This window comes from Brevibacillus sp. NPDC058079, assembly GCF_042885155.1.
Classification (GTDB): domain Bacteria; phylum Bacillota; class Bacilli; order Brevibacillales; family Brevibacillaceae; genus Brevibacillus.
Map to the genome: position 1 here is coordinate 207093 of NZ_JBHVSO010000002.1, position 16738 is coordinate 223830.

The following is a 16738-nucleotide window of genomic DNA, read 5'->3' on the forward strand; positions in this document are numbered from 1 at the left end:
CTCAATCGTTCGAAGGTTCTTCCTACTATTATGCTAGATCAGGGGATATATCATACCAAGTGGACTTAGGCGGGAATCATTCTTCTACCAATTCATTCCAACCCAACAAGTCATTCACGATGGAGTCCAGTTCATTACGTAATGGATTACTCGACCACATATAAATGATCCGTGACAGATTCAATCATTGGTCCCATGTCTTTGAGCATGTCACGATAACTTCCGCTATTTTTCATCGTCTCCAACGCCTCCTTCTCTCTCCAGATACTTACGACACCAAAAAAGGGATTGTCCGTTTCTAAGCTAGGCTCCATGAAATATACATCTACACATCCTGCGGCTTTATTGAGAGGAACAAGTACATTTCGCCCTATTTGCCTCAGTTGCTCCTCCATTCCCTCTTTACTACTGATTGTCACCACTCGAACAAACATCATCGTTCCTCCTTATCTAATTAATTATCTAGTTAACGAATCGTGCTTTTTAACCAAGAATCCAGCTTCGTCAAATCATCAGCCGAGCAGGTTTCGTTTAGTTCGCTGTGTAAAGAAGCGATAGATTGGCGTTTTAATACAGCCTGCCAAGCACGCTCCGCTTCATCCATGACATCAGATAACAAGCAGGCGTTGTTATCCTTTAACTGTAGCATCCCTTCAAAGATACCCGTCGAACGATAAAGAGATTTCACACCTTCTACTGCCATGTACACATCATAAATGGTTATGTCGTCTGGTGAAGCTTGCAGTCGAAAGCCTCCTTTTGCACCTGGCACGGACAGAACAATCCCGGCCCGTACAAGTTTTCTCATTAACTTTTGCAAATAAGTTGGAGAGATGTGGAGCTGTTGACTTAGAGCTTCACCAGATAACATCGCCTGTCTAGGTAGTCGAGTTAGCACCAGAAGAGCATAAACGGCCTGTTCGACGCCAGACTTCATATTCATGCTTCATCCTCTGTATTGAACATCTGATTTTGTTGGGCGATTTTCAATTTTTCGGGCGTTACATCATTACCCAGCGGGTCTAAGATCGTTAGCCCTGAAAATGTGTGCAAAACTTGCCCGCGGATAATTTGCAGATATTCTTGACGAAGCTGTTGTTGTTCTTCCTTTTCTTTTTTGGTTAAACCATCTTCGCGTTGTTTTTTCGATAAGCTATTCATTCGTTCTAAAAATGGGATCATCATTTTTTCCACCTTTCTATTTATAGAAGTTCCTTTGCAAGCAAACGGTAAGACTGTAGTCTCGTCTCATGGCTATGACTGATTGTTCCAAGTACGGCTTCCGTGATCCCGTATTTTTCATCGTGCTCACGTAGTGTATCAGCAACATCTTTTGCACTTCCCACCAGGAAACGATTGCGGTTGTGTTCGATCTGCATTTTGTCCATTTCGGTATAGGAATAATTCAATGCTTCTTCTGGTGTGAAGATTTGAAACGGCATGCCTTTATCCAGAAACAGCAAATTCAGATCCAGGCTCGCTGCGTGATATTCAGCTTCCTCCGTTGTTTCCGCCGCCATCACAAAATAGCCAACATTGATTTTAGGAGCAGGCATAAACTCTGAGGGTGTGAAGTTCGTGCGATACGCTTCGAGCATTTGAGACTCTAATTGTCCACTGATGAACTGGGCAAATGAATACCCGATACCGAATCTTCCTGCCTGTGCAGCGCTGCTTCCACTTGATCCTAGTAGCCAAACCTCAGGAAGTGGAGCGTCTACTGGTGCTGCCAATGTGCGACTGTACACATGATCTTCAGGCATCGTATCTGTCATAAACATCATGGTTTCCATCAGCTTATCGTACTGGTTAAGCAGATTCGGTTGTCTTCCTTCATGCAGGGCAAGCGTGGAGAACCGATCTCCCCCTGGAGCACGACCGACACCAAAATCAATTCGATTAGGATACAGCGTTGATAACGTTTTAAAAACTTCGGCCATTTTTAATGGAGAATAATGCATCAGCATAATTCCACCGGAGCCAACACGAATGTTGTTTGTTACAGATGCAATGTGTGCAATCATGATCTCAGGAGAGGCGCTTGCCAAGTTTGTAGCCCCATGATGCTCTGAGTACCAAATTCTGTTATACCCCATATCATCCACAAGCTTCGCCAGCTCAATGGTATTTTGAAAGGTTTGCGCTGAAGTTTGACCGTTAGATGTAGGTGTTTGATCCAAAACACTTAGTTTCATAGTTAGACCTCCTTTCGTCGTGAATAAGGATATTTAATATCTGTGATTTTGTTTTATAGAGAGGCGACAGATACAAGATCTATCGAAAATGCATGTTTTCAGGGAAGACGCCACATGATCAAGCATGTGATGATATGTGGCGGAACATCCATCCTACCAATTACTTGCCATTCCAGTATGTCACTTCATCAACACTCAAGCGTACAGTCGGGAACCCTGGTTGTGTAGCTTTCCCTACAGGAATCATCAGAACGTTCACCCAGTTATCTGGAACATCGAAGATTTTTCGGAACTCTTCTGTGTTATAACCAAGCATTGGCACAGTGTCGTAACCTCTTGCCTTTGCCGCGAGCATCAATTGCATCGCAACAAGTCCTCCATCAAGGTGCTGCCATTCTCTCCATACTTGTTCACTCACCGTACCGTAGTACCCTTTCACACTTTCGTTAATTCTGTTTTTCACTTCTTCTGGCATGAAACCGGCTTCCACTGCTCTTTGATTGATTTTTTCCGCGTTCTCTACTGTATAGGCGTTCATATCTCCTAATACGACAATGACCGCGGATGCATCAACCACTTGTTGTTGTCCCAGTGCCGTAGGAAGCAGTTTTTCCTTGAGTGCTTTCTCTGTAAAGACCATAAAACGCCAAGGATTCAGATTCGTACCACTTGGAGCGAGAATCGCCTCTCCGATGAGTTCTTTGATTTCTTCCTCTGCGATTGTATAAGAAGGATCAAAAGTCCGAACAGAACGACGCTCTCGAATGACGTCATAAAAATTTGCTGTGCGATTTGCAGTTTTCATAGTAGCAGTACCTCCTAAATATTTTATGCAGGATACTTCTATGGGTATAATGGTTACAGTCCTTATCACGATCCCGCATTACTTGGTAACGAACCCTATTATGCAAGGGTTAGGAAACATTGAAAAGTACGCACTTTTACGTACTATAGGAACGCCAACGTGCTATAGGTACGTCAACGTACCTGTATATTTTTAAAGGAGTTAAAGAAGATGAAACAGTACAACAACAGGCTGGAAGTCGTTTTAGAAGTGATTGGTGGAAAGTGGAAGGCTCATATTTTATATCACTTAACCAGGGGACCGATCCGAACAGGGGAATTAAAACGATTAGTAACGGGGATTTCACAAAAAATGCTCACGGTACAATTAAAAGAGCTTGAAAGAGATGGCTTGATCACCCGAAAAACATACGATCAAGTACCGCCAAGAGTTGAATACGCCCTGACCGAATATGGGGAATCATTAAAAGAAGTCTTACAAGTACTATGTAAATGGGGCGGAGACTATCTAAAGCATCGGTATCCGAATGGTGAAGTTTCCGTTAAAAATCAGGATGATATTATTGGATGACCATACCTTAGGCACATATTTCGTTGAAAAATCAAGGTATATGGTTCTCATCCATTACAAAAAGGCAGCTGAGTCAAAGACTAAAAAGTCTTTACTATCACTGCCTTTATTTAACGATGTATGAATGGTAGCTTTGACTTGGAAATTCGTAGGCACACCCCCTCTACTTTCGATCTCATTGTCGAAACGATCCAGCCTGTTTTGCCCTCCCCAGCTTTTGCTTGCCATGATTAAGAGCCTGCATCTCCCCGTAGCTCGTCAACAGCGCTATCAGTAAGAGGGCAATAAACACAATAGCTGTCGCAACCCCTCCGACTGCTGATTTGTCCTTAAAAAAGTCCCCAATCAAAATCACGATCACACATCCACTCAAACAGACTGTCGTGATCCACACCATCGACCGGTAAAATCGATAAAGCTTCGTTCCTTCGGGAATGAGGCTTTGCTCTCTTCCTTTGTTCTTTCTCCTTACGTGAATGAGCAAAAAGATCGCCAACGGGAATTGAAAGACGAGCACGATCAACGGCAAGCTATAACTAATAAACTGATCGATATGCGCTACATTTGGAAACGCAAATATGGACGATACAACGATAAACCATCCACACGGAGCATTGAATGTATTGTAATGCCGCTGTCCGCCAAATGATCCCACCCCCACTAAAAATGCTAAGTAAGCGACAATGACTTTGATTGTGAAAGCGGGGAACCACACGCTAAAGAGGATCATTTCGACCCTGTCCAAAAAATCTGTGACGTGGATTTGCTGGACGAGAATATAGATAGGGAAATTCAGTCGACTGGCGATCATGAAACCCATCACCCCGAGCAAGACGAGCAACATAATCGTCGTCCCAAAGCCAACAATGATGACCCCGTGCTTCATCGCGGCAAAAAATAGTCGCGGCTCTACAATGGCATGTAAGAATGCCCCAATGAGAAAAATATCACCATATACACCCACTTGTAAAAAGTTGCTGACCACGATTCGATCCAAGCTACTGGTCAAGATTGGTTCCAATCGCTCAACGTTGTATTCATTAACCAGCAGGAAATAGAGCGAAATGCACATGATGAAATAAAGGGGAAAATAAAACTCATTTACCCGTGCCGCCACCTCAAGACTCGTTTTGCCATAGTACATCATCAGTAAGACGAAGACGAGTAAGATGACCTCCAAAGGCGTGGTTGGCAATAACGAGATATGTAAAAAATCAGCAGCCCCTTTAATATCGATCGCCAGGATGATCCAAATGTAAAATAAAATGAGGAGATTGATAGCTCCTCCAATCCACTTCCCGCCAATGATAAACAAGATTTCAAAGATATTTTTCCCGGGGTATGCTTCAACCAGCCCACTCAAAACGTAGGCGATAAAAAGCGCATAAAAGATGGGTAAAATTTGAGAGAACCAAGCATCCATCCTTGCTACATGAACGACAGACCGCAAGAAACTGATCATCATTCCTGTCATCAAGACACTGCCAACCAGCCAGGCAATTTGTCGATGATTGACAACTTGCTTGTGAATCATACTTGGGCCTCCTTATACGAACTGATCCACCCACCACTTCACATGAGGAGATAGAAAGTTCATCAAATTACTCGTGGGTAACACTTGATAATACTGGAATTGCAAAGCAATCAGACAAAGAATGGTTAAAACGTAGAAAATAGCAATGACTCGCTGCTGTCTCCCGTCCATTCCTTTTCGCTTTATGATGAATTCTCCAAACGAAAGTACCAACATAGAGATAAAAAAGATCAAAAATATTCTATTCATGATCATCTTCACCTTGGGTTATATTTTTCGTTGTCTGTCCGAAATTGGCCATGTGCACTTTGGATCGGATTTCATATGTGATTTTCGGAAGCTCCTTATTCCACCTGTTCCGATATCGGTCTCGCCACTCTCGCGGATAATTCCTCGACAATGCGATTCCTAACCCAATGAAGTCTGATTGTTTCTGTTGGATCGTTTTCATCATATGATTCACACCGCTATTGATTTGCTCGACGAGCTTTGTTTGCAGCATTCTAATATTTTTCTCTTCCTCTAGATCGAGGTTTGACAGATTCTCCACTACAACGGCAGAAGCGTAGAGATCAATTTTGAAATGGATGTGTCCCTTCCTGATCACAGGCTTGATACTCGCCCTTCCTTTCGAAAGAGTTATCGTAAGCCGTTCGTGCTTGTTAAGGGACACCACAACAGAAAACGGAGTAAAATCGCGTTGGAACAATCGCAAGCCGAGCAGTTCTTTGGGCTTCGCGATGGCTACGAGCTTGTCCTGTCTAAATATGCCTACCCCCGTCGCCTCTATTTCTTTTGACTTTCCTTTCGGATGAGAATCCACTGCTGCCAGAACGGGTAAAATGGCATCAACCCCTGGTGTACCGAGCATCTGGGCTACATCCTTCAACGTTACCGTAATGCCCCCCATCTTGACCAACTCACGCATCGCTTCTCCCGAAAAACGTTCAAATTGCGGCTGTGCGGTTAGTAATTCGATTCCTTTGCCTTTTGTCATGACAATGTAAGCTGTCAGTCTGTTTTCCGGAAAGCGCGACACAATATCCAGCACATCCGACATTCCGTCCTTCGCCAGTTCTTCGCCTATGACGATCATCCGGTGATGGGAGTAGTAAATTTCTCGAGACATTCTAGCTTGGATCAATCCATTCGCTTCCCGAATTGTCCTGCCTACTGCGGAATCAACGTAATAACTCTTATCACCACTCGTCCCACCACCACCTCCGGACTGGGCGCCTAGGCTACTGACCAGGGGGACCTGAATGGATAACCGATACCTGCCGTCTGGTTCCTTATCCATCGCCATTGCAATGACGATGGCCATATCATTTACTTCACGGCGATCCCAACATCCAGATACTAGGAACATGCAGAGCGACACCACCAATATGCGGGTCACAGCCTTCACGATTGTCCCTCCTCATTTGGATGACGGTTGCCTGTCACTCCTGATTGCCCTCCTCTTTGCTGAATAGAATTAGAAAAACCATCGTTCATACGCCTTGCATTTTGAACGCCCAAAAAGCTTGGGCGTTTTTCCATCATCGACCACGGAGCCCTTATCAGTACGTCTTTGAGATCGCCGATCGACATCGGTCCTAGCGGCGATAAATAAGGGACACCAAAAGAGCGCAGGTTGGCCATATGACCGAGGATGAGCAATAACGCTACTAGCATTCCATAGATGCCGAGGATCGAAGCCGCAATCATGATCGGAAAACGCAGCATTCGCAATGAAATCGATGCATTAAAATGCGGGATGGTAAATGAGGCAATCCCTGTGAGCGATACGACGATAACCATGGGGGCAGAAACAATCCCTGCCTGCACCGCTGCCTGACCAACGACCAGCGCACCTAAAATACTGACGGCTTGTCCGACCGTTTTCGGGAGACGAATCCCCGCTTCTCGCAAGGCTTCAAAAGAAATTTCCATGATAAAAGCCTCCACAATAGCAGGAAAAGGAATGGACTCGCGCGCAGCCGCAATACTTAAAAGGAGCGTGGTCGGTAGCATCTGTTGGTGATAAGTCGTAATAGCGACATATAAAGCAGGGGTAATGAGCGAAATGATGAGAAATACATAACGCAGCAGTCGAACTAGCGTAGCCATTTGAAATCGCTCGTAATAATCCTCGCTGGCCTGCATCATCATCCAAAACGTAACAGGCACGATCAAAACCATCGGTGTCCCATCCACAAATATCGCGACACGTCCCTCCAGCAATGCCGCAGCAACCGTGTCTGGGCGCTCGGAATACATAACCTGAGGGAAAGGCGAGTACGTGTTATCCTGGATCATCTCTTCGATATATCCACTTTCCAGCACAGCATCCATATTGATCTTGCTGATTCGACCAGTTACCTCCTGTATGATCTCTGGATCAGCAATCCCATCAAGAAAGGCAACCACCAGATTGGTGTTCGTCTCACGTCCAACTACCAAGGACTTCATTTTCAATCGAGGTGTTCGCAATTTGCGCCGCAGCATCGACGTGTTCGTGCGAATATTTTCGATAAAGCCTTCACGCGGCCCACGTACGACCGCTTCTCCTTCTGGTTCGTTAACGGAGCGTTTTTCTGCTCCACGAATGCCGAGCGTGAGCGCTTCTGTATTTCCCTCAACAAGAATGCCTGTATCACCTGAAAGCACAGCTTGTAGCAGCTTTTTATAATCGTCTACTCTTCCCATCTGGGAAACGGGCAAAAGTGACTCTTCAATCACTTTTATATCATCATCGCCGTCTTCAAGCACCATTAACGATTTCAGTGCAGAATTGACCTCTTTCGTATCAATTAGCCCATCAACGAAGACAGCAATCGCTCGGACACTGTTTTTTTGACGGAATTCTCGTATGACAAAATCAGAGCAATCAGCGAACATTTTTTTCAAAAGATCAATGTTCTGTTCCAATTGAGGCGAAATCGGTATACCCTCCAGCTCAATCAAGCTGCAGGCATTCATTGTCTCAATCAGTTCTTGCATTTTATCTTTCTTCTTGAATTCCATTTCATCACCAACCACTGGAAAGCTACCCGTATTATGGTTGATTGGCAGGGAATATATGCAAAGTGGTTTTCCTTTTACATAGAGAAACACGGATGGGAGATAGTAGGAACACCTACTACCTTTTAAAAAGAAGGTGAAAACATTATTGCGTCCTGCAACAAAAGAGTACGAGCTGACGATTGACAATCACATATTGTCCATTACAAATCCTGACAAGCCTCTATGGCCACAGGCCAAGGTAACCAAGCTAGATTACTTGCGCTATTTGCTGATTGTCGCAGCCCCACTTCTACGGTATAGCAAGGATCGGCTGCTAACAGTCATTCGCTACCCTCACGGAGTTGGCGACAAGCACTTCTATCAAAAAAACGCCCCTGACTATGCGCCTGACTGGATACAAACGCATACGTGGGAAAATGTTCGTTACGTACTGTGCAATGATCGGGCGACACTCGTGTGGATGGCAAATCAAGCAGCATTGGAGTGGCACGTCTCCTTTCACCTCGCCAAGGATGAGACTCCGACAGAGCTCGTATTTGACCTTGACCCTTCTACAGACGATTTTGCTGTTGTGATAGAGTCTGCCCTCTTGTTGAAACAGCTGCTCGATGAATTACAGCTGCCTTCATGGGTCAAAACATCTGGTTCCAGTGGCTTGCAAATATACGTTCCGATTGAACTCCGCTATACCTTTGAACAGACACGCCTGGTCGGACATTTCATCGCATCCTATTTAGTCAGCAAGCATCCCTCACTTTTAACCATCGAGCGACTAGTGAAGAATCGGGGAGATAAGCTGTACATTGACTATTTGCAACACTGGCGGGGGAAAACATTACCAGCCCCTTATTCAACCCGTGCAAAAGAACAGGCAACCGTATCAACACCACTCCTGTGGGAGGAGGTTCCTCATTCTCATCCCACAGACTTCACCGTTTATACAGTGCCCAAACGACTGGAAACATTCGGAGATTTATTCTCATCCGTATCTGCTCCAATGAAACGAGCCTCCCTTGATGCCATCCTCGGCTTTTTGCAGTCCCAGTAAGCCATTAGTTGGAATCCAGCAGCCTATTTGTGCTATACTTGGCACAGATGTTTTGAGGCAAGGAGGCACATTCATGATTGATCCGATCGCAATTGCAATCGGCCCCTTAAAGATTCACTGGTATGGCATTATTATGGGGCTGGCGTTTTTCTTGGGTACTTATCTCGCGCGCTACAATTCCAAACGTTCTGGCATTGATCCTGATCACGTCTTGAACATGGTGGTTCTGATCATTCCAGCAGCCATCGTTTGTGCAAGATTGTATTATGTAACGTTTGAATGGGAGCAGTACAAAGACAATCCACTGGACATCTTCGCAGTTTGGCAAGGCGGCTTGGCTATTCACGGTGGATTAATCGGTGGTGTTCTGGCAGGAAGCTGGTATATTCGAAAACATAATCTGCCGTTCCTTCGTTTGGCTGACATTTTTATGCCGAGTGTCATTTTGGGTCAAGCCATCGGACGTTGGGGAAACTTTATCAACCAGGAAGCGCACGGTGGTCCCGTCTCTGCTGAGTTTATGGAAAAGTTCCCCGCATTCATCCGCGAACAAATGTTTATCGGCGGACAATATTACCACCCTACGTTTTTGTATGAATCGATCTGGAACCTTTTCGTTTTCGCCGTTCTCATGTTCATGCTGTACCGATTCAAAAAATTCGACGGACAGGTCTTGTTCAGCTACATGATCCTGTATTCACTCGGTCGCTTCTACATTGAGGGAATGCGTACAGACAGCTTGTTAATAGCAGATACTCTGCGTGTCGCTCAATTAGTCAGTCTGTGCTTAATTGCTGCTGGTGTCATCCTGATGCTCGTGTTTGCACGCAAAAACAAGCAGACAGGACATTCCCAAAACTCGATTGAATAACGTTAATATGCCATAGCCATTACCACTCAGGTCAGTCCGACTGGGTGGTTTTTTCTTTACCTTGTCTGAATTGTCGCAATGCAGGCAATAACTAGGAGAAAGAATGAAAAAGGTGGGGAATCAGATGGATGATGGAATTTTGGAAGAGTATCTCGATCGCTACGTACGTATTCATTTTGCTCCTGATATGATCGGTCAAGGATTATCCTCATACGCAGAAGGCAAATTGTATGATTATAGCCCAAATGGGATTTTAATTGAAGAACGGGATGGCTCGCTGGACTATATCCCATTCTCTGCCGTACGCCTCGTGCAAATTAAACCCAAGCCCGGTTTATGGGAGCGTTTAACTGGATCAAGTTAATGAAAAAGACACCTTCCCGCGTTCTCTACACGGAAAGGTGTCTGGTTGTGTGTTGTATAAAGATGTAGCTCTACAGGAATACGTCATACACGACGTAGCATGCAGCAGCCAAAAGTCCTGTAATCGGAAGGGTAATGACCCAAGTGACCAAAATTCGGCCAGCCAAGCCCCATTTTACTGCGTTCAGCTTTTGCGATGCCCCAACCCCCAAGATGGCGGATGTGATCACGTGCGTTGTGCTCACTGGCAGTTTCAAAGCTGTAAAGATTGTGATAATCAAGGCAGAAGACAGGTCTGCTGAGAAACCGGAAATTGGCTTGATTTTCATAATCTTACCACCCAAGGTCTTGATGATACGCCATCCACCAAAAGCTGTACCTAAAGCCATTGCAATAGCAGCTGAGAGTTTTACCCACAGTGGAATGACGAATTCGCCCGGTTCTTGTATCAAGAATCCTCCAGAAATCAGAGCAAGGGTGATTACGCCCATTGTTTTTTGCGCATCGTTGGCTCCATGGCTGAAGGCCTGCCAAGCTGCTGACACGACTTGCATCGAACGGAAATTTCGATTGGTTTTGTGGTACGCTGAGTTACGAACAAACCAAGACACAAGCTTGATCACGACAAAACCAACAGCAAAGGCAACAAGCGGTGATACGATCAACGCTTGGATAATGCTAATGAAGCCTGACCAGTTAATGGCACCACTTCCTGCGGCACCAAAAGCAGCACCTGCAACACCGCCGATAATCGCGTGCGAGGACGAACTAGGAATTCCGAACCACCAGGTGATTAGGTTCCACAAAATCGCAGATGTCAACGCGGCCAAAACGACGACCAATCCATTTTCCAGCTTGAATGGATCGGTAATGCCTCCCCCGATTGTCTTCGCTACACCTGTATACGAAAGTGCACCAAGCAAGTTACACAGGGATGCAATAATAATCGCGGTTTTCGGACTTAATGCACGCGTCGAAACAGAAGTCGCAATTGCATTCGCTGTATCGTGAAAACCATTGATAAAGTCAAAAGCTAGCGCCATGATGACGACGAGTACCAGAATAAGCAACTCTGGCGAAAGATCAGGCATTCTTTAACACGATCCCTTCTACCAGGTTGGAGACGTCCTCAGCGAAGTCAGCACAGTCTTCGAGCTTATCGTAAATCTCTTTGAGTTTGATAGCCTCCATTGGGTTGGTATCAGGAGAGTTCAACAAATCAGATACCATTTTGCGGTAGTTGGAGTCAGATTCATGCTCCAAATCTTTAATTTCCCCAGCGATTTGTGTAACGACTTTATGATCCAGCTTGCGCAGTGTGCGAATCAGCTCGATCAGCTTTGCCGAGCATTTCACCAAAATATTGGCTTGTGCCAGTACACGTGGATCTGGTTGAGTCACTTGGTACAGATACATACGATCAGCGACACCGTCAATGTAGTCGATCATCGAGTCCATCGTATGAGCGAGTTGGTGAATGTCTTCACGCTCAAGCGGAGTGATAAAAGTGGAGTTTAACTCGTTCATGATGCGACGAACGATCTCGTCTCCTTCTTTCTCGACAGCCTTGATTGCCTTAACCTTTGTTTCTAGATCTTGATAGTTTCCTATCATTTCATAGAAAAGATGAGTTCCTTTGTGCACAGTGGCAATCTGCTGCTCGAACAGATCAAAGAAGATATACTTGTTTGATTTCAACATACGGGACTTCTTCACTCCTTTGAATAAATGACACCTAACAGATTATATCGAAAGTTATTGTTTCCGTAAATTTAAAATCAAGGTCAAATGTGTATATTTTTCTTTAAGGAATTATTAAGTTTTTGTAAATGCCCTTTACAATCAAAAAAAACACCCGTGTCAAGAGAGATGACGAGTGTTATTCTTGCCAATATTTATCTTTTCATTCGAAGCGACCATCATGCAATCTTTCCTCTTTTTCGCTTCATACATCAGCATATCTGCTGTTTTCGCTAACTCTTCCGCTGTTGAAGCATGGTGAGGGTACGAGGCTACTCCGATGCTGACCGTGACACCTGAAAGAGCGTGCCTCACTTGATTTTGAATACGTTCTCCAATTGCCAGTCCTCTTATTGTGTCTGTATGCGTTAACAAAACGACGAATTCTTCCCCACCCCATCTTCCAACCGTATCTTGTTTGCGTACACTTGCTTGCAAGAGTCTTGCAAATTGGCAAAGGATTCGGTCGCCTTCCAAATGGCCATATGAATCATTGAATATTTTGAAATTATCTAAATCAATAAATAATAAAGTAACAGATTGATGATTGCTTTTTGCCAACTCTACTTCTTCAACCAACTTGTCATGAAATCTGCGATTGACGAGAACGCCTGTAAGTGAATCGTGATAAGCCATCTGCCGCAACTGATCTACATATTTCCCTATTTGATAGGCAGCAAGCGACTGAATGACAGCCACAAGTAAAAGAAAGACAACCATACTCTCATCCGTAGGCAATCCGTATCCGATCAGCCAAACCGAGATGATCACACAGGACACACCCAAGCTAATCCAGCGTGAGCCCAAAGCACACTACCCCCGATCTATCCGATGTTACCCTCTTCCAATTCGGACATTAGACCTACCTAACAAATTTTTAGTAGGTCTTTTTTCACATAATCAGGAATATTTTACCTATCTTTTTTTGTAAGTTCAAGCAAAACCACGAAACTGTCACTTATTCATTCAAGCGAATCTTGGAAAAATCCTGACAACCAGCCTGTGGTCTATACACATGGTGCAACATGAATTGGAACCAATTGGAAGGGATAAGCTAATGGCTAATAATGACAGACGGGAGTGAATGAATGTATGCCCCGTATTGAAGCAGTGGCTACAGCAGTACCTTCCCACGAGATTACACAAGAGGATTCCATGAAGCTGGCACGCCTATTTTTTCAAGATGCTTTTCCCGACATAGACCGTTTGTTACACGTATTTGCACACAGTCACATTCAGAAGCGATATTTTAGCATGCCAATGGATTGGTTTTTGGAGGACCGGCCCTTTGCAGAGAAAAATCAATTGTATATCGAACATGCAGAAGCCTTGGCCGAGGAAGCAGCCCGAAAGTGTTTGACAAAAGCTGGTGTCGAGCCGTCATCCATCGATTGTCTGATGTTTGTATCAAGTACTGGCATTGCGACCCCAAGCCTTGATTCCCGCTTGCTACACCGTTTAGGACTCCGTCCGCAAGCAACCCGTGTACCGTTGTGGGGCCTTGGCTGTGCCGGTGGAGCGATGGGATTGTCGCGGGCATGTGAATACACCCAAGCTTATCCCTCGCGGCGAGTATTGCTTGTGAGCGTAGAACTGTGCGGCTTGACCTTCATCCGACAAGATTTGTCTAAAAGCAATTTGGTCGCAACATGCCTATTTGGAGATGGAGCTGCAGCCGCATTAATAGAAGGAGACCAAGTCTTGTCCTCTTCTGCCGCACCTAAGGTTCAATTTTGTGATGCACGAACGACAACATGGCCGGACACCGTAGATGTCATGGGATGGGAATTGACCGATCCGGGGTTAAAAGTCATTTTCTCTCGCGACATCCCTACTCTCATTCGTTCTTCGATGCGAGAAAACGTCGAGAGCTTTCTGTCACCGCACGGGATGTCTATTGATCATCTGCGTCATTTCATTTTCCATCCAGGTGGAGCCAAGGTATTAACAGCTTACCAGCGGTCTCTGGGCATTGGCACAGAAGCCACTCGTTTTTCTGAAGATGTTCTAACCAATTTTGGAAACATGTCTTCCCCTACGGTTTTGTTCGTCTTGGAAAAAAGCTTGGAGAGGGCGTGGGAACCAGGAGATCGCGGTTTGGTCGCTGCGCTTGGACCTGGATTTAGCTCCGAGCTCTTACTTCTGGAGGCGAGATAGCCATGTTGCTCTTCTTTGGATTCGTCATGGTTGCAGTCGTGTTGCAGCGGCTGGTCGAGCTTCTCGTTGCCGTGAGGAATGCCCGCTATATCCGGTCAAAAGGTGGCTACGAGGTTGGGGCGAGTCATTACAAATACATCGTTCTTCTTCATCTTCTCTTTTTTCTCTCGCTTATTTTCGAGGTGGTGGGAAAAGGCAGTGCCATGGTTCTGCCCTCCTGGTGGGCGGTACCGTTCAGCCTGTTTTTGATCGCGCAAGCACTTCGTTACTGGTGCATTCGCAGCTTGGGCAAACGGTGGAATACTCGCATCTTCATACTCCCGGGGGAGGCTCCGATCAAGCGAGGTCCTTATCGGTTCATTCGTCACCCCAACTACTTGGTCGTATCGCTTGAGCTGCTCCTACTCCCCCTGACATTTTCCGCTGTGACAACTGCCCTGACGTTTTCACTCTTGAATGCCTGGCTGCTCCTGCGTATACGAATTCCCTTGGAAGAAGCAAGCGTCTACGATGGTCATCGTGAGTCATAAAAACGAAAAGTCTTTGGCACACGCACATGCCAAAGACTTTTTATCGAGCAAAAGGTTTATCACTTGTCATTCAGCGGGAAAAGAAAAGAATCTATTACTCTTTCCCGTGAGGTGGATCAAGTGAGTCGTACAACCATAGTGGAGCCTCAGGAGACGAAGCGTATCATCGTCCGAGACTTTTTCGCTTTGATTGAAACGCTACCGAACAAGGATGACCAAGCTAGTATTCAAACCTTTCTTCGCTATTTGCAAAGTCTGCTAAGAATCAAGCAAGTCGTTCCACCGGTTGTGGAAATCATGACGGTCATCAAACAAAACAAGCCACTTCTCTACCACGCAGCACGCAGAATTACTCTTCCTTCAAGCAATCTGCACATGCTATTTCAGCTAGAAATGGATATTATGCTTGCTCACGAAAGGCTTCGTCAGTACGACAAATGATTTGGGTAGGCTTTGCCTTACCCTTTCAAGTTTTCTGGATTCAAACATTCAAGCTCTGCAATGACAAAACGACCATCTTTGCGAATCAGGACGTCATCAAACCAGATTTCTCCTCCACCCCAATCCGGACGCTGGATGGAAACCATGTCCCAGTGCACAGACGATTTGTTGCCATTGTATGCTTCGTCATAGCATTGACCAGGCGTGAAGTGGAAGCTTCCGTCTATTTTTTCGTCAAACAAGATATCTTTCATCGGGTTGCGAATGTAAGGATTCACACCGATAGCGAATTCCCCAACGAAGCGCGCTCCCTCGTCCGTATCCAAAATTTGATTCAAGCGTTCGGTATCGTTCGCTGTTGCTTCCACAATTCTACCGTCCTTGAAGGTCAAGCGAACATTTTCGAAAGTGAAGCCGTGGTATGGTGTTGGCGCATTATGAGTGATAACGCCATTTACGGAATCCTTCACAGGTGCTGTATACACTTCACCATCTGGAATATTGCGCAGGCCAGCACATTTCACAGCAGGAATGTCCTTGATTGAGAAGCTGAGATCCGTTTCAGGTCCTACCAAGCGTACCTTGTCTGTGCGATTCATCAAGTCAACCAGACTATCCATTGCTTTGTCCATTTTCGCGTAATCCAGGTTACATACTTGGAAGTAAAAATCTTCAAAAGCTGCTGTAGACATATTCGCAAGCTGTGCCATGGAAGGATTCGGGTAACGAAGAACAACCCACTTCGTTTTAGGCACGCGCACGTTCATCACGGGCAGCTCATACAGGCGAGAATAGATGCTCAGCTTGTCACTTGGAACATCAGCCATTTCATTGATGTTGTTCGCTGCACGAATCCCGATGTAACCTTGCATTTTCTCCATGAGTTCAACTTCATGTTGAGCCATGGTCTTCAACTGCTCTTCATTGCAATTCATTGCGATTTCTCGGCTGACGGCGGGATTAATCAATTGAACATAAGGACTGCCGCCTGCTTTGTAAATCTCACGCACGAGGGCTTGCACCAAATCCGGTGTGTCCCCTTTCGCGTTGATCAAAATGTTTTCCCCTGGCTGTACTCGTACAGAATAGTTAACCAGATTGTACGCTAATTGATCTAATCGTGAGTCTCTCATTCGTGGCACACCCTTTTTAAATTTTCTGATTCCTCTTGTATTTTTACCGATACAATCTACCAAGTCAATAAAAAATTTTTTATCAACGAAACAAAAAGGGGCCAGCCTCCTTGTATCCAGGCTGACCTTGCTCTTTTCCTATGTTTTTACACGGTCTGTTCCCTGTCCTCAATGGTTCCCATCTTGTACATGTCACTGACCAACTCTTGCGTTGTAGCTAGACCAGCCGTATATTCGTCTGCCTCTTGATAGTAGACGGCTCCACTTGCATCCTCAGTGCCCAACTCTCTCGCCCTGGATCGAGCCTGATCTTTTTCATAACCTGCCATTTTCGTTCCTCCT

21 protein-coding genes are annotated in these 16738 nt (G+C 45.2%); 7 read left to right on the forward strand and 14 right to left on the reverse strand.

Features of this window, described 5'->3' with window-relative positions; translation table 11 throughout:
* Window positions 1–146 precede the first annotated feature (146 nt).
* The 5 genes from ACFVS2_RS07600 to ACFVS2_RS07620 form a co-directional block, all read right to left on the reverse strand.
* Entirely contained in the window at window positions 147–434 is a 288-nt protein-coding gene (locus ACFVS2_RS07600) for a putative quinol monooxygenase (RefSeq protein WP_390232757.1), read from the reverse strand.
* Window positions 435–466: 32 nt separating this feature from the next.
* Window positions 467–943, reverse strand: a complete 477-nt coding sequence (locus ACFVS2_RS07605; RefSeq protein WP_390232759.1) for an RrF2 family transcriptional regulator — start codon at window positions 941–943, stop codon at window positions 467–469.
* The gene (locus tag ACFVS2_RS07610) at window positions 940–1182 is read right to left on the reverse strand and encodes a DUF896 domain-containing protein (RefSeq protein WP_173617515.1); all 243 of its coding nucleotides are present in this window, start codon (window positions 1180–1182) and stop codon (window positions 940–942) included. The genes ACFVS2_RS07605 and ACFVS2_RS07610 overlap by 4 nt, the downstream gene beginning before the upstream one ends.
* A gap of 20 nt (window positions 1183–1202) precedes the next feature.
* A complete protein-coding gene (locus ACFVS2_RS07615; RefSeq protein ID WP_390232761.1) occupies window positions 1203–2195 on the reverse strand; it encodes an LLM class flavin-dependent oxidoreductase in 993 nt (330 codons plus the stop codon).
* Window positions 2196–2355: 160 nt separating this feature from the next.
* The gene (locus tag ACFVS2_RS07620) at window positions 2356–3000 is read right to left on the reverse strand and encodes a nitroreductase family protein (protein WP_390232763.1); all 645 of its coding nucleotides are present in this window, start codon (window positions 2998–3000) and stop codon (window positions 2356–2358) included.
* A 210-nt stretch (window positions 3001–3210) separates the two neighbouring features.
* Here ACFVS2_RS07620 and ACFVS2_RS07625 point away from each other — a divergent pair, with 210 nt between their 5' ends.
* Window positions 3211–3570 carry a winged helix-turn-helix transcriptional regulator gene (locus ACFVS2_RS07625; RefSeq protein WP_173617365.1) on the forward strand — a complete coding sequence of 120 codons (360 nt, stop codon included), beginning with the start codon at window positions 3211–3213 and terminating at the stop codon, window positions 3568–3570.
* Between the two features lie 175 nt (window positions 3571–3745).
* Here the strand turns inward: ACFVS2_RS07625 and ACFVS2_RS07630 are convergent, their stop codons facing one another.
* Genes ACFVS2_RS07630 through ACFVS2_RS07645 form a run of 4 tightly spaced genes read right to left on the reverse strand, consistent with a single transcriptional unit; the run spans window position 3746 to window position 8089 of the window.
* Window positions 3746–5104 carry a GerAB/ArcD/ProY family transporter gene (locus ACFVS2_RS07630; RefSeq protein ID WP_390232765.1) on the reverse strand — a complete coding sequence of 453 codons (1359 nt, stop codon included), beginning with the start codon at window positions 5102–5104 and terminating at the stop codon, window positions 3746–3748.
* 12 nt (window positions 5105–5116) lie between these two features.
* Window positions 5117–5353, reverse strand: a complete 237-nt coding sequence (locus tag ACFVS2_RS07635) for a hypothetical protein (RefSeq protein WP_390232767.1) — start codon at window positions 5351–5353, stop codon at window positions 5117–5119.
* Window positions 5346–6512, reverse strand: a complete 1167-nt coding sequence (locus ACFVS2_RS07640; RefSeq protein ID WP_390232769.1) for a Ger(x)C family spore germination protein — start codon at window positions 6510–6512, stop codon at window positions 5346–5348. The genes ACFVS2_RS07635 and ACFVS2_RS07640 overlap by 8 nt, the downstream gene beginning before the upstream one ends.
* Window positions 6509–8089, reverse strand: a complete 1581-nt coding sequence (locus ACFVS2_RS07645) for a spore germination protein (protein WP_390232771.1) — start codon at window positions 8087–8089, stop codon at window positions 6509–6511. The genes ACFVS2_RS07640 and ACFVS2_RS07645 overlap by 4 nt, the downstream gene beginning before the upstream one ends.
* A 169-nt stretch (window positions 8090–8258) precedes the next feature.
* Here ACFVS2_RS07645 and ligD point away from each other — a divergent pair, with 169 nt between their 5' ends.
* The 3 genes from ligD to ACFVS2_RS07660 all read left to right on the forward strand — a co-directional run bounded on the left by ligD (window position 8259) and on the right by ACFVS2_RS07660 (window position 10396).
* Complete coding sequence (gene ligD / locus ACFVS2_RS07650; RefSeq protein ID WP_173617360.1) at window positions 8259–9161, forward strand: non-homologous end-joining DNA ligase; 903 nt, start codon at window positions 8259–8261, stop codon at window positions 9159–9161.
* 73 nt (window positions 9162–9234) lie between these two features.
* Entirely contained in the window at window positions 9235–10032 is a 798-nt protein-coding gene (gene lgt / locus ACFVS2_RS07655; RefSeq protein WP_390232772.1) for a prolipoprotein diacylglyceryl transferase, read from the forward strand.
* Between the two features lie 124 nt (window positions 10033–10156).
* Window positions 10157–10396: a hypothetical protein gene (locus ACFVS2_RS07660; protein ID WP_390232774.1), complete on the forward strand. Its 240-nt coding sequence runs from the start codon at window positions 10157–10159 to the stop codon at window positions 10394–10396.
* 70 nt (window positions 10397–10466) lie between these two features.
* On the opposite strand, the gene ACFVS2_RS07665 is transcribed toward ACFVS2_RS07660, so the two are convergent.
* The 3 genes from ACFVS2_RS07665 to ACFVS2_RS07675 all read right to left on the reverse strand — a co-directional run bounded on the left by ACFVS2_RS07665 (window position 10467) and on the right by ACFVS2_RS07675 (window position 12942).
* Window positions 10467–11486: an inorganic phosphate transporter gene (locus ACFVS2_RS07665; protein ID WP_173617358.1), complete on the reverse strand. Its 1020-nt coding sequence runs from the start codon at window positions 11484–11486 to the stop codon at window positions 10467–10469.
* A complete protein-coding gene (locus ACFVS2_RS07670) occupies window positions 11479–12096 on the reverse strand; it encodes a DUF47 domain-containing protein (RefSeq protein ID WP_007728239.1) in 618 nt (205 codons plus the stop codon). Before ACFVS2_RS07670 ends, ACFVS2_RS07665 begins: the two co-directional genes overlap by 8 nt.
* A gap of 159 nt (window positions 12097–12255) precedes the next feature.
* The gene (locus tag ACFVS2_RS07675) at window positions 12256–12942 is read right to left on the reverse strand and encodes a GGDEF domain-containing protein (RefSeq protein WP_390232777.1); all 687 of its coding nucleotides are present in this window, start codon (window positions 12940–12942) and stop codon (window positions 12256–12258) included.
* Window positions 12943–13227: 285 nt separating this feature from the next.
* Between ACFVS2_RS07675 and ACFVS2_RS07680 the strand changes: the two genes are divergently transcribed.
* The 3 genes from ACFVS2_RS07680 to ACFVS2_RS07690 all read left to right on the forward strand — a co-directional run bounded on the left by ACFVS2_RS07680 (window position 13228) and on the right by ACFVS2_RS07690 (window position 15263).
* A complete protein-coding gene (locus tag ACFVS2_RS07680) occupies window positions 13228–14292 on the forward strand; it encodes a type III polyketide synthase (RefSeq protein ID WP_390232778.1) in 1065 nt (354 codons plus the stop codon).
* Window positions 14293–14294: 2 nt separating this feature from the next.
* A complete protein-coding gene (locus tag ACFVS2_RS07685; RefSeq protein ID WP_390232780.1) occupies window positions 14295–14822 on the forward strand; it encodes an isoprenylcysteine carboxyl methyltransferase family protein in 528 nt (175 codons plus the stop codon).
* A gap of 120 nt (window positions 14823–14942) precedes the next feature.
* The gene (locus ACFVS2_RS07690; RefSeq protein WP_173617355.1) at window positions 14943–15263 is read left to right on the forward strand and encodes a hypothetical protein; all 321 of its coding nucleotides are present in this window, start codon (window positions 14943–14945) and stop codon (window positions 15261–15263) included.
* A gap of 17 nt (window positions 15264–15280) precedes the next feature.
* On the opposite strand, the gene ACFVS2_RS07695 is transcribed toward ACFVS2_RS07690, so the two are convergent.
* Window positions 15281–16396 carry an aminopeptidase gene (locus ACFVS2_RS07695; protein WP_390232782.1) on the reverse strand — a complete coding sequence of 372 codons (1116 nt, stop codon included), beginning with the start codon at window positions 16394–16396 and terminating at the stop codon, window positions 15281–15283.
* A 146-nt stretch (window positions 16397–16542) separates the two neighbouring features.
* Window positions 16543–16725 (reverse strand): DUF4025 domain-containing protein, encoded by a 183-nt coding sequence (locus tag ACFVS2_RS07700; protein WP_390232784.1) that lies wholly within the window; start codon window positions 16723–16725, stop codon window positions 16543–16545.
* Between the last annotated feature and the right edge of the window lie 13 nt (window positions 16726–16738).

Excerpts from the sequence above, each read along its gene's own strand:
- ACFVS2_RS07665 (WP_173617358.1), bottom strand. The coding sequence starts at position 11,486 with ATGCCTGATCTTTCGCCAGAGTTGCTTATTCTGGTACTCGTCGTCATC.
- ACFVS2_RS07660 (WP_390232774.1), top strand. The coding sequence starts at position 10,157 with ATGGATGATGGAATTTTGGAAGAGTATCTCGATCGCTACGTACGTATT.
- ACFVS2_RS07645 (WP_390232771.1), bottom strand. The coding sequence starts at position 8,089 with ATGCAAGAACTGATTGAGACAATGAATGCCTGCAGCTTGATTGAGCTG.
- lgt (WP_390232772.1), top strand. The coding sequence starts at position 9,235 with ATGATTGATCCGATCGCAATTGCAATCGGCCCCTTAAAGATTCACTGG.
- ACFVS2_RS07695 (WP_390232782.1), bottom strand. The coding sequence starts at position 16,396 with ATGAGAGACTCACGATTAGATCAATTAGCGTACAATCTGGTTAACTAT.
- ACFVS2_RS07635 (WP_390232767.1), bottom strand. The coding sequence starts at position 5,353 with ATGAATAGAATATTTTTGATCTTTTTTATCTCTATGTTGGTACTTTCG.
- ACFVS2_RS07625 (WP_173617365.1), top strand. The coding sequence starts at position 3,211 with ATGAAACAGTACAACAACAGGCTGGAAGTCGTTTTAGAAGTGATTGGT.
- ACFVS2_RS07685 (WP_390232780.1), top strand. The coding sequence starts at position 14,295 with ATGTTGCTCTTCTTTGGATTCGTCATGGTTGCAGTCGTGTTGCAGCGG.
- ACFVS2_RS07680 (WP_390232778.1), top strand. The coding sequence starts at position 13,228 with ATGCCCCGTATTGAAGCAGTGGCTACAGCAGTACCTTCCCACGAGATT.
- ACFVS2_RS07630 (WP_390232765.1), bottom strand. The coding sequence starts at position 5,104 with ATGATTCACAAGCAAGTTGTCAATCATCGACAAATTGCCTGGCTGGTT.
- ACFVS2_RS07670 (WP_007728239.1), bottom strand. The coding sequence starts at position 12,096 with ATGTTGAAATCAAACAAGTATATCTTCTTTGATCTGTTCGAGCAGCAG.
- ACFVS2_RS07605 (WP_390232759.1), bottom strand. The coding sequence starts at position 943 with ATGAATATGAAGTCTGGCGTCGAACAGGCCGTTTATGCTCTTCTGGTG.
- ACFVS2_RS07700 (WP_390232784.1), bottom strand. The coding sequence starts at position 16,725 with ATGGCAGGTTATGAAAAAGATCAGGCTCGATCCAGGGCGAGAGAGTTG.
- ACFVS2_RS07600 (WP_390232757.1), bottom strand. The coding sequence starts at position 434 with ATGTTTGTTCGAGTGGTGACAATCAGTAGTAAAGAGGGAATGGAGGAG.
- ACFVS2_RS07620 (WP_390232763.1), bottom strand. The coding sequence starts at position 3,000 with ATGAAAACTGCAAATCGCACAGCAAATTTTTATGACGTCATTCGAGAG.
- ACFVS2_RS07610 (WP_173617515.1), bottom strand. The coding sequence starts at position 1,182 with ATGATCCCATTTTTAGAACGAATGAATAGCTTATCGAAAAAACAACGC.
- ACFVS2_RS07615 (WP_390232761.1), bottom strand. The coding sequence starts at position 2,195 with ATGAAACTAAGTGTTTTGGATCAAACACCTACATCTAACGGTCAAACT.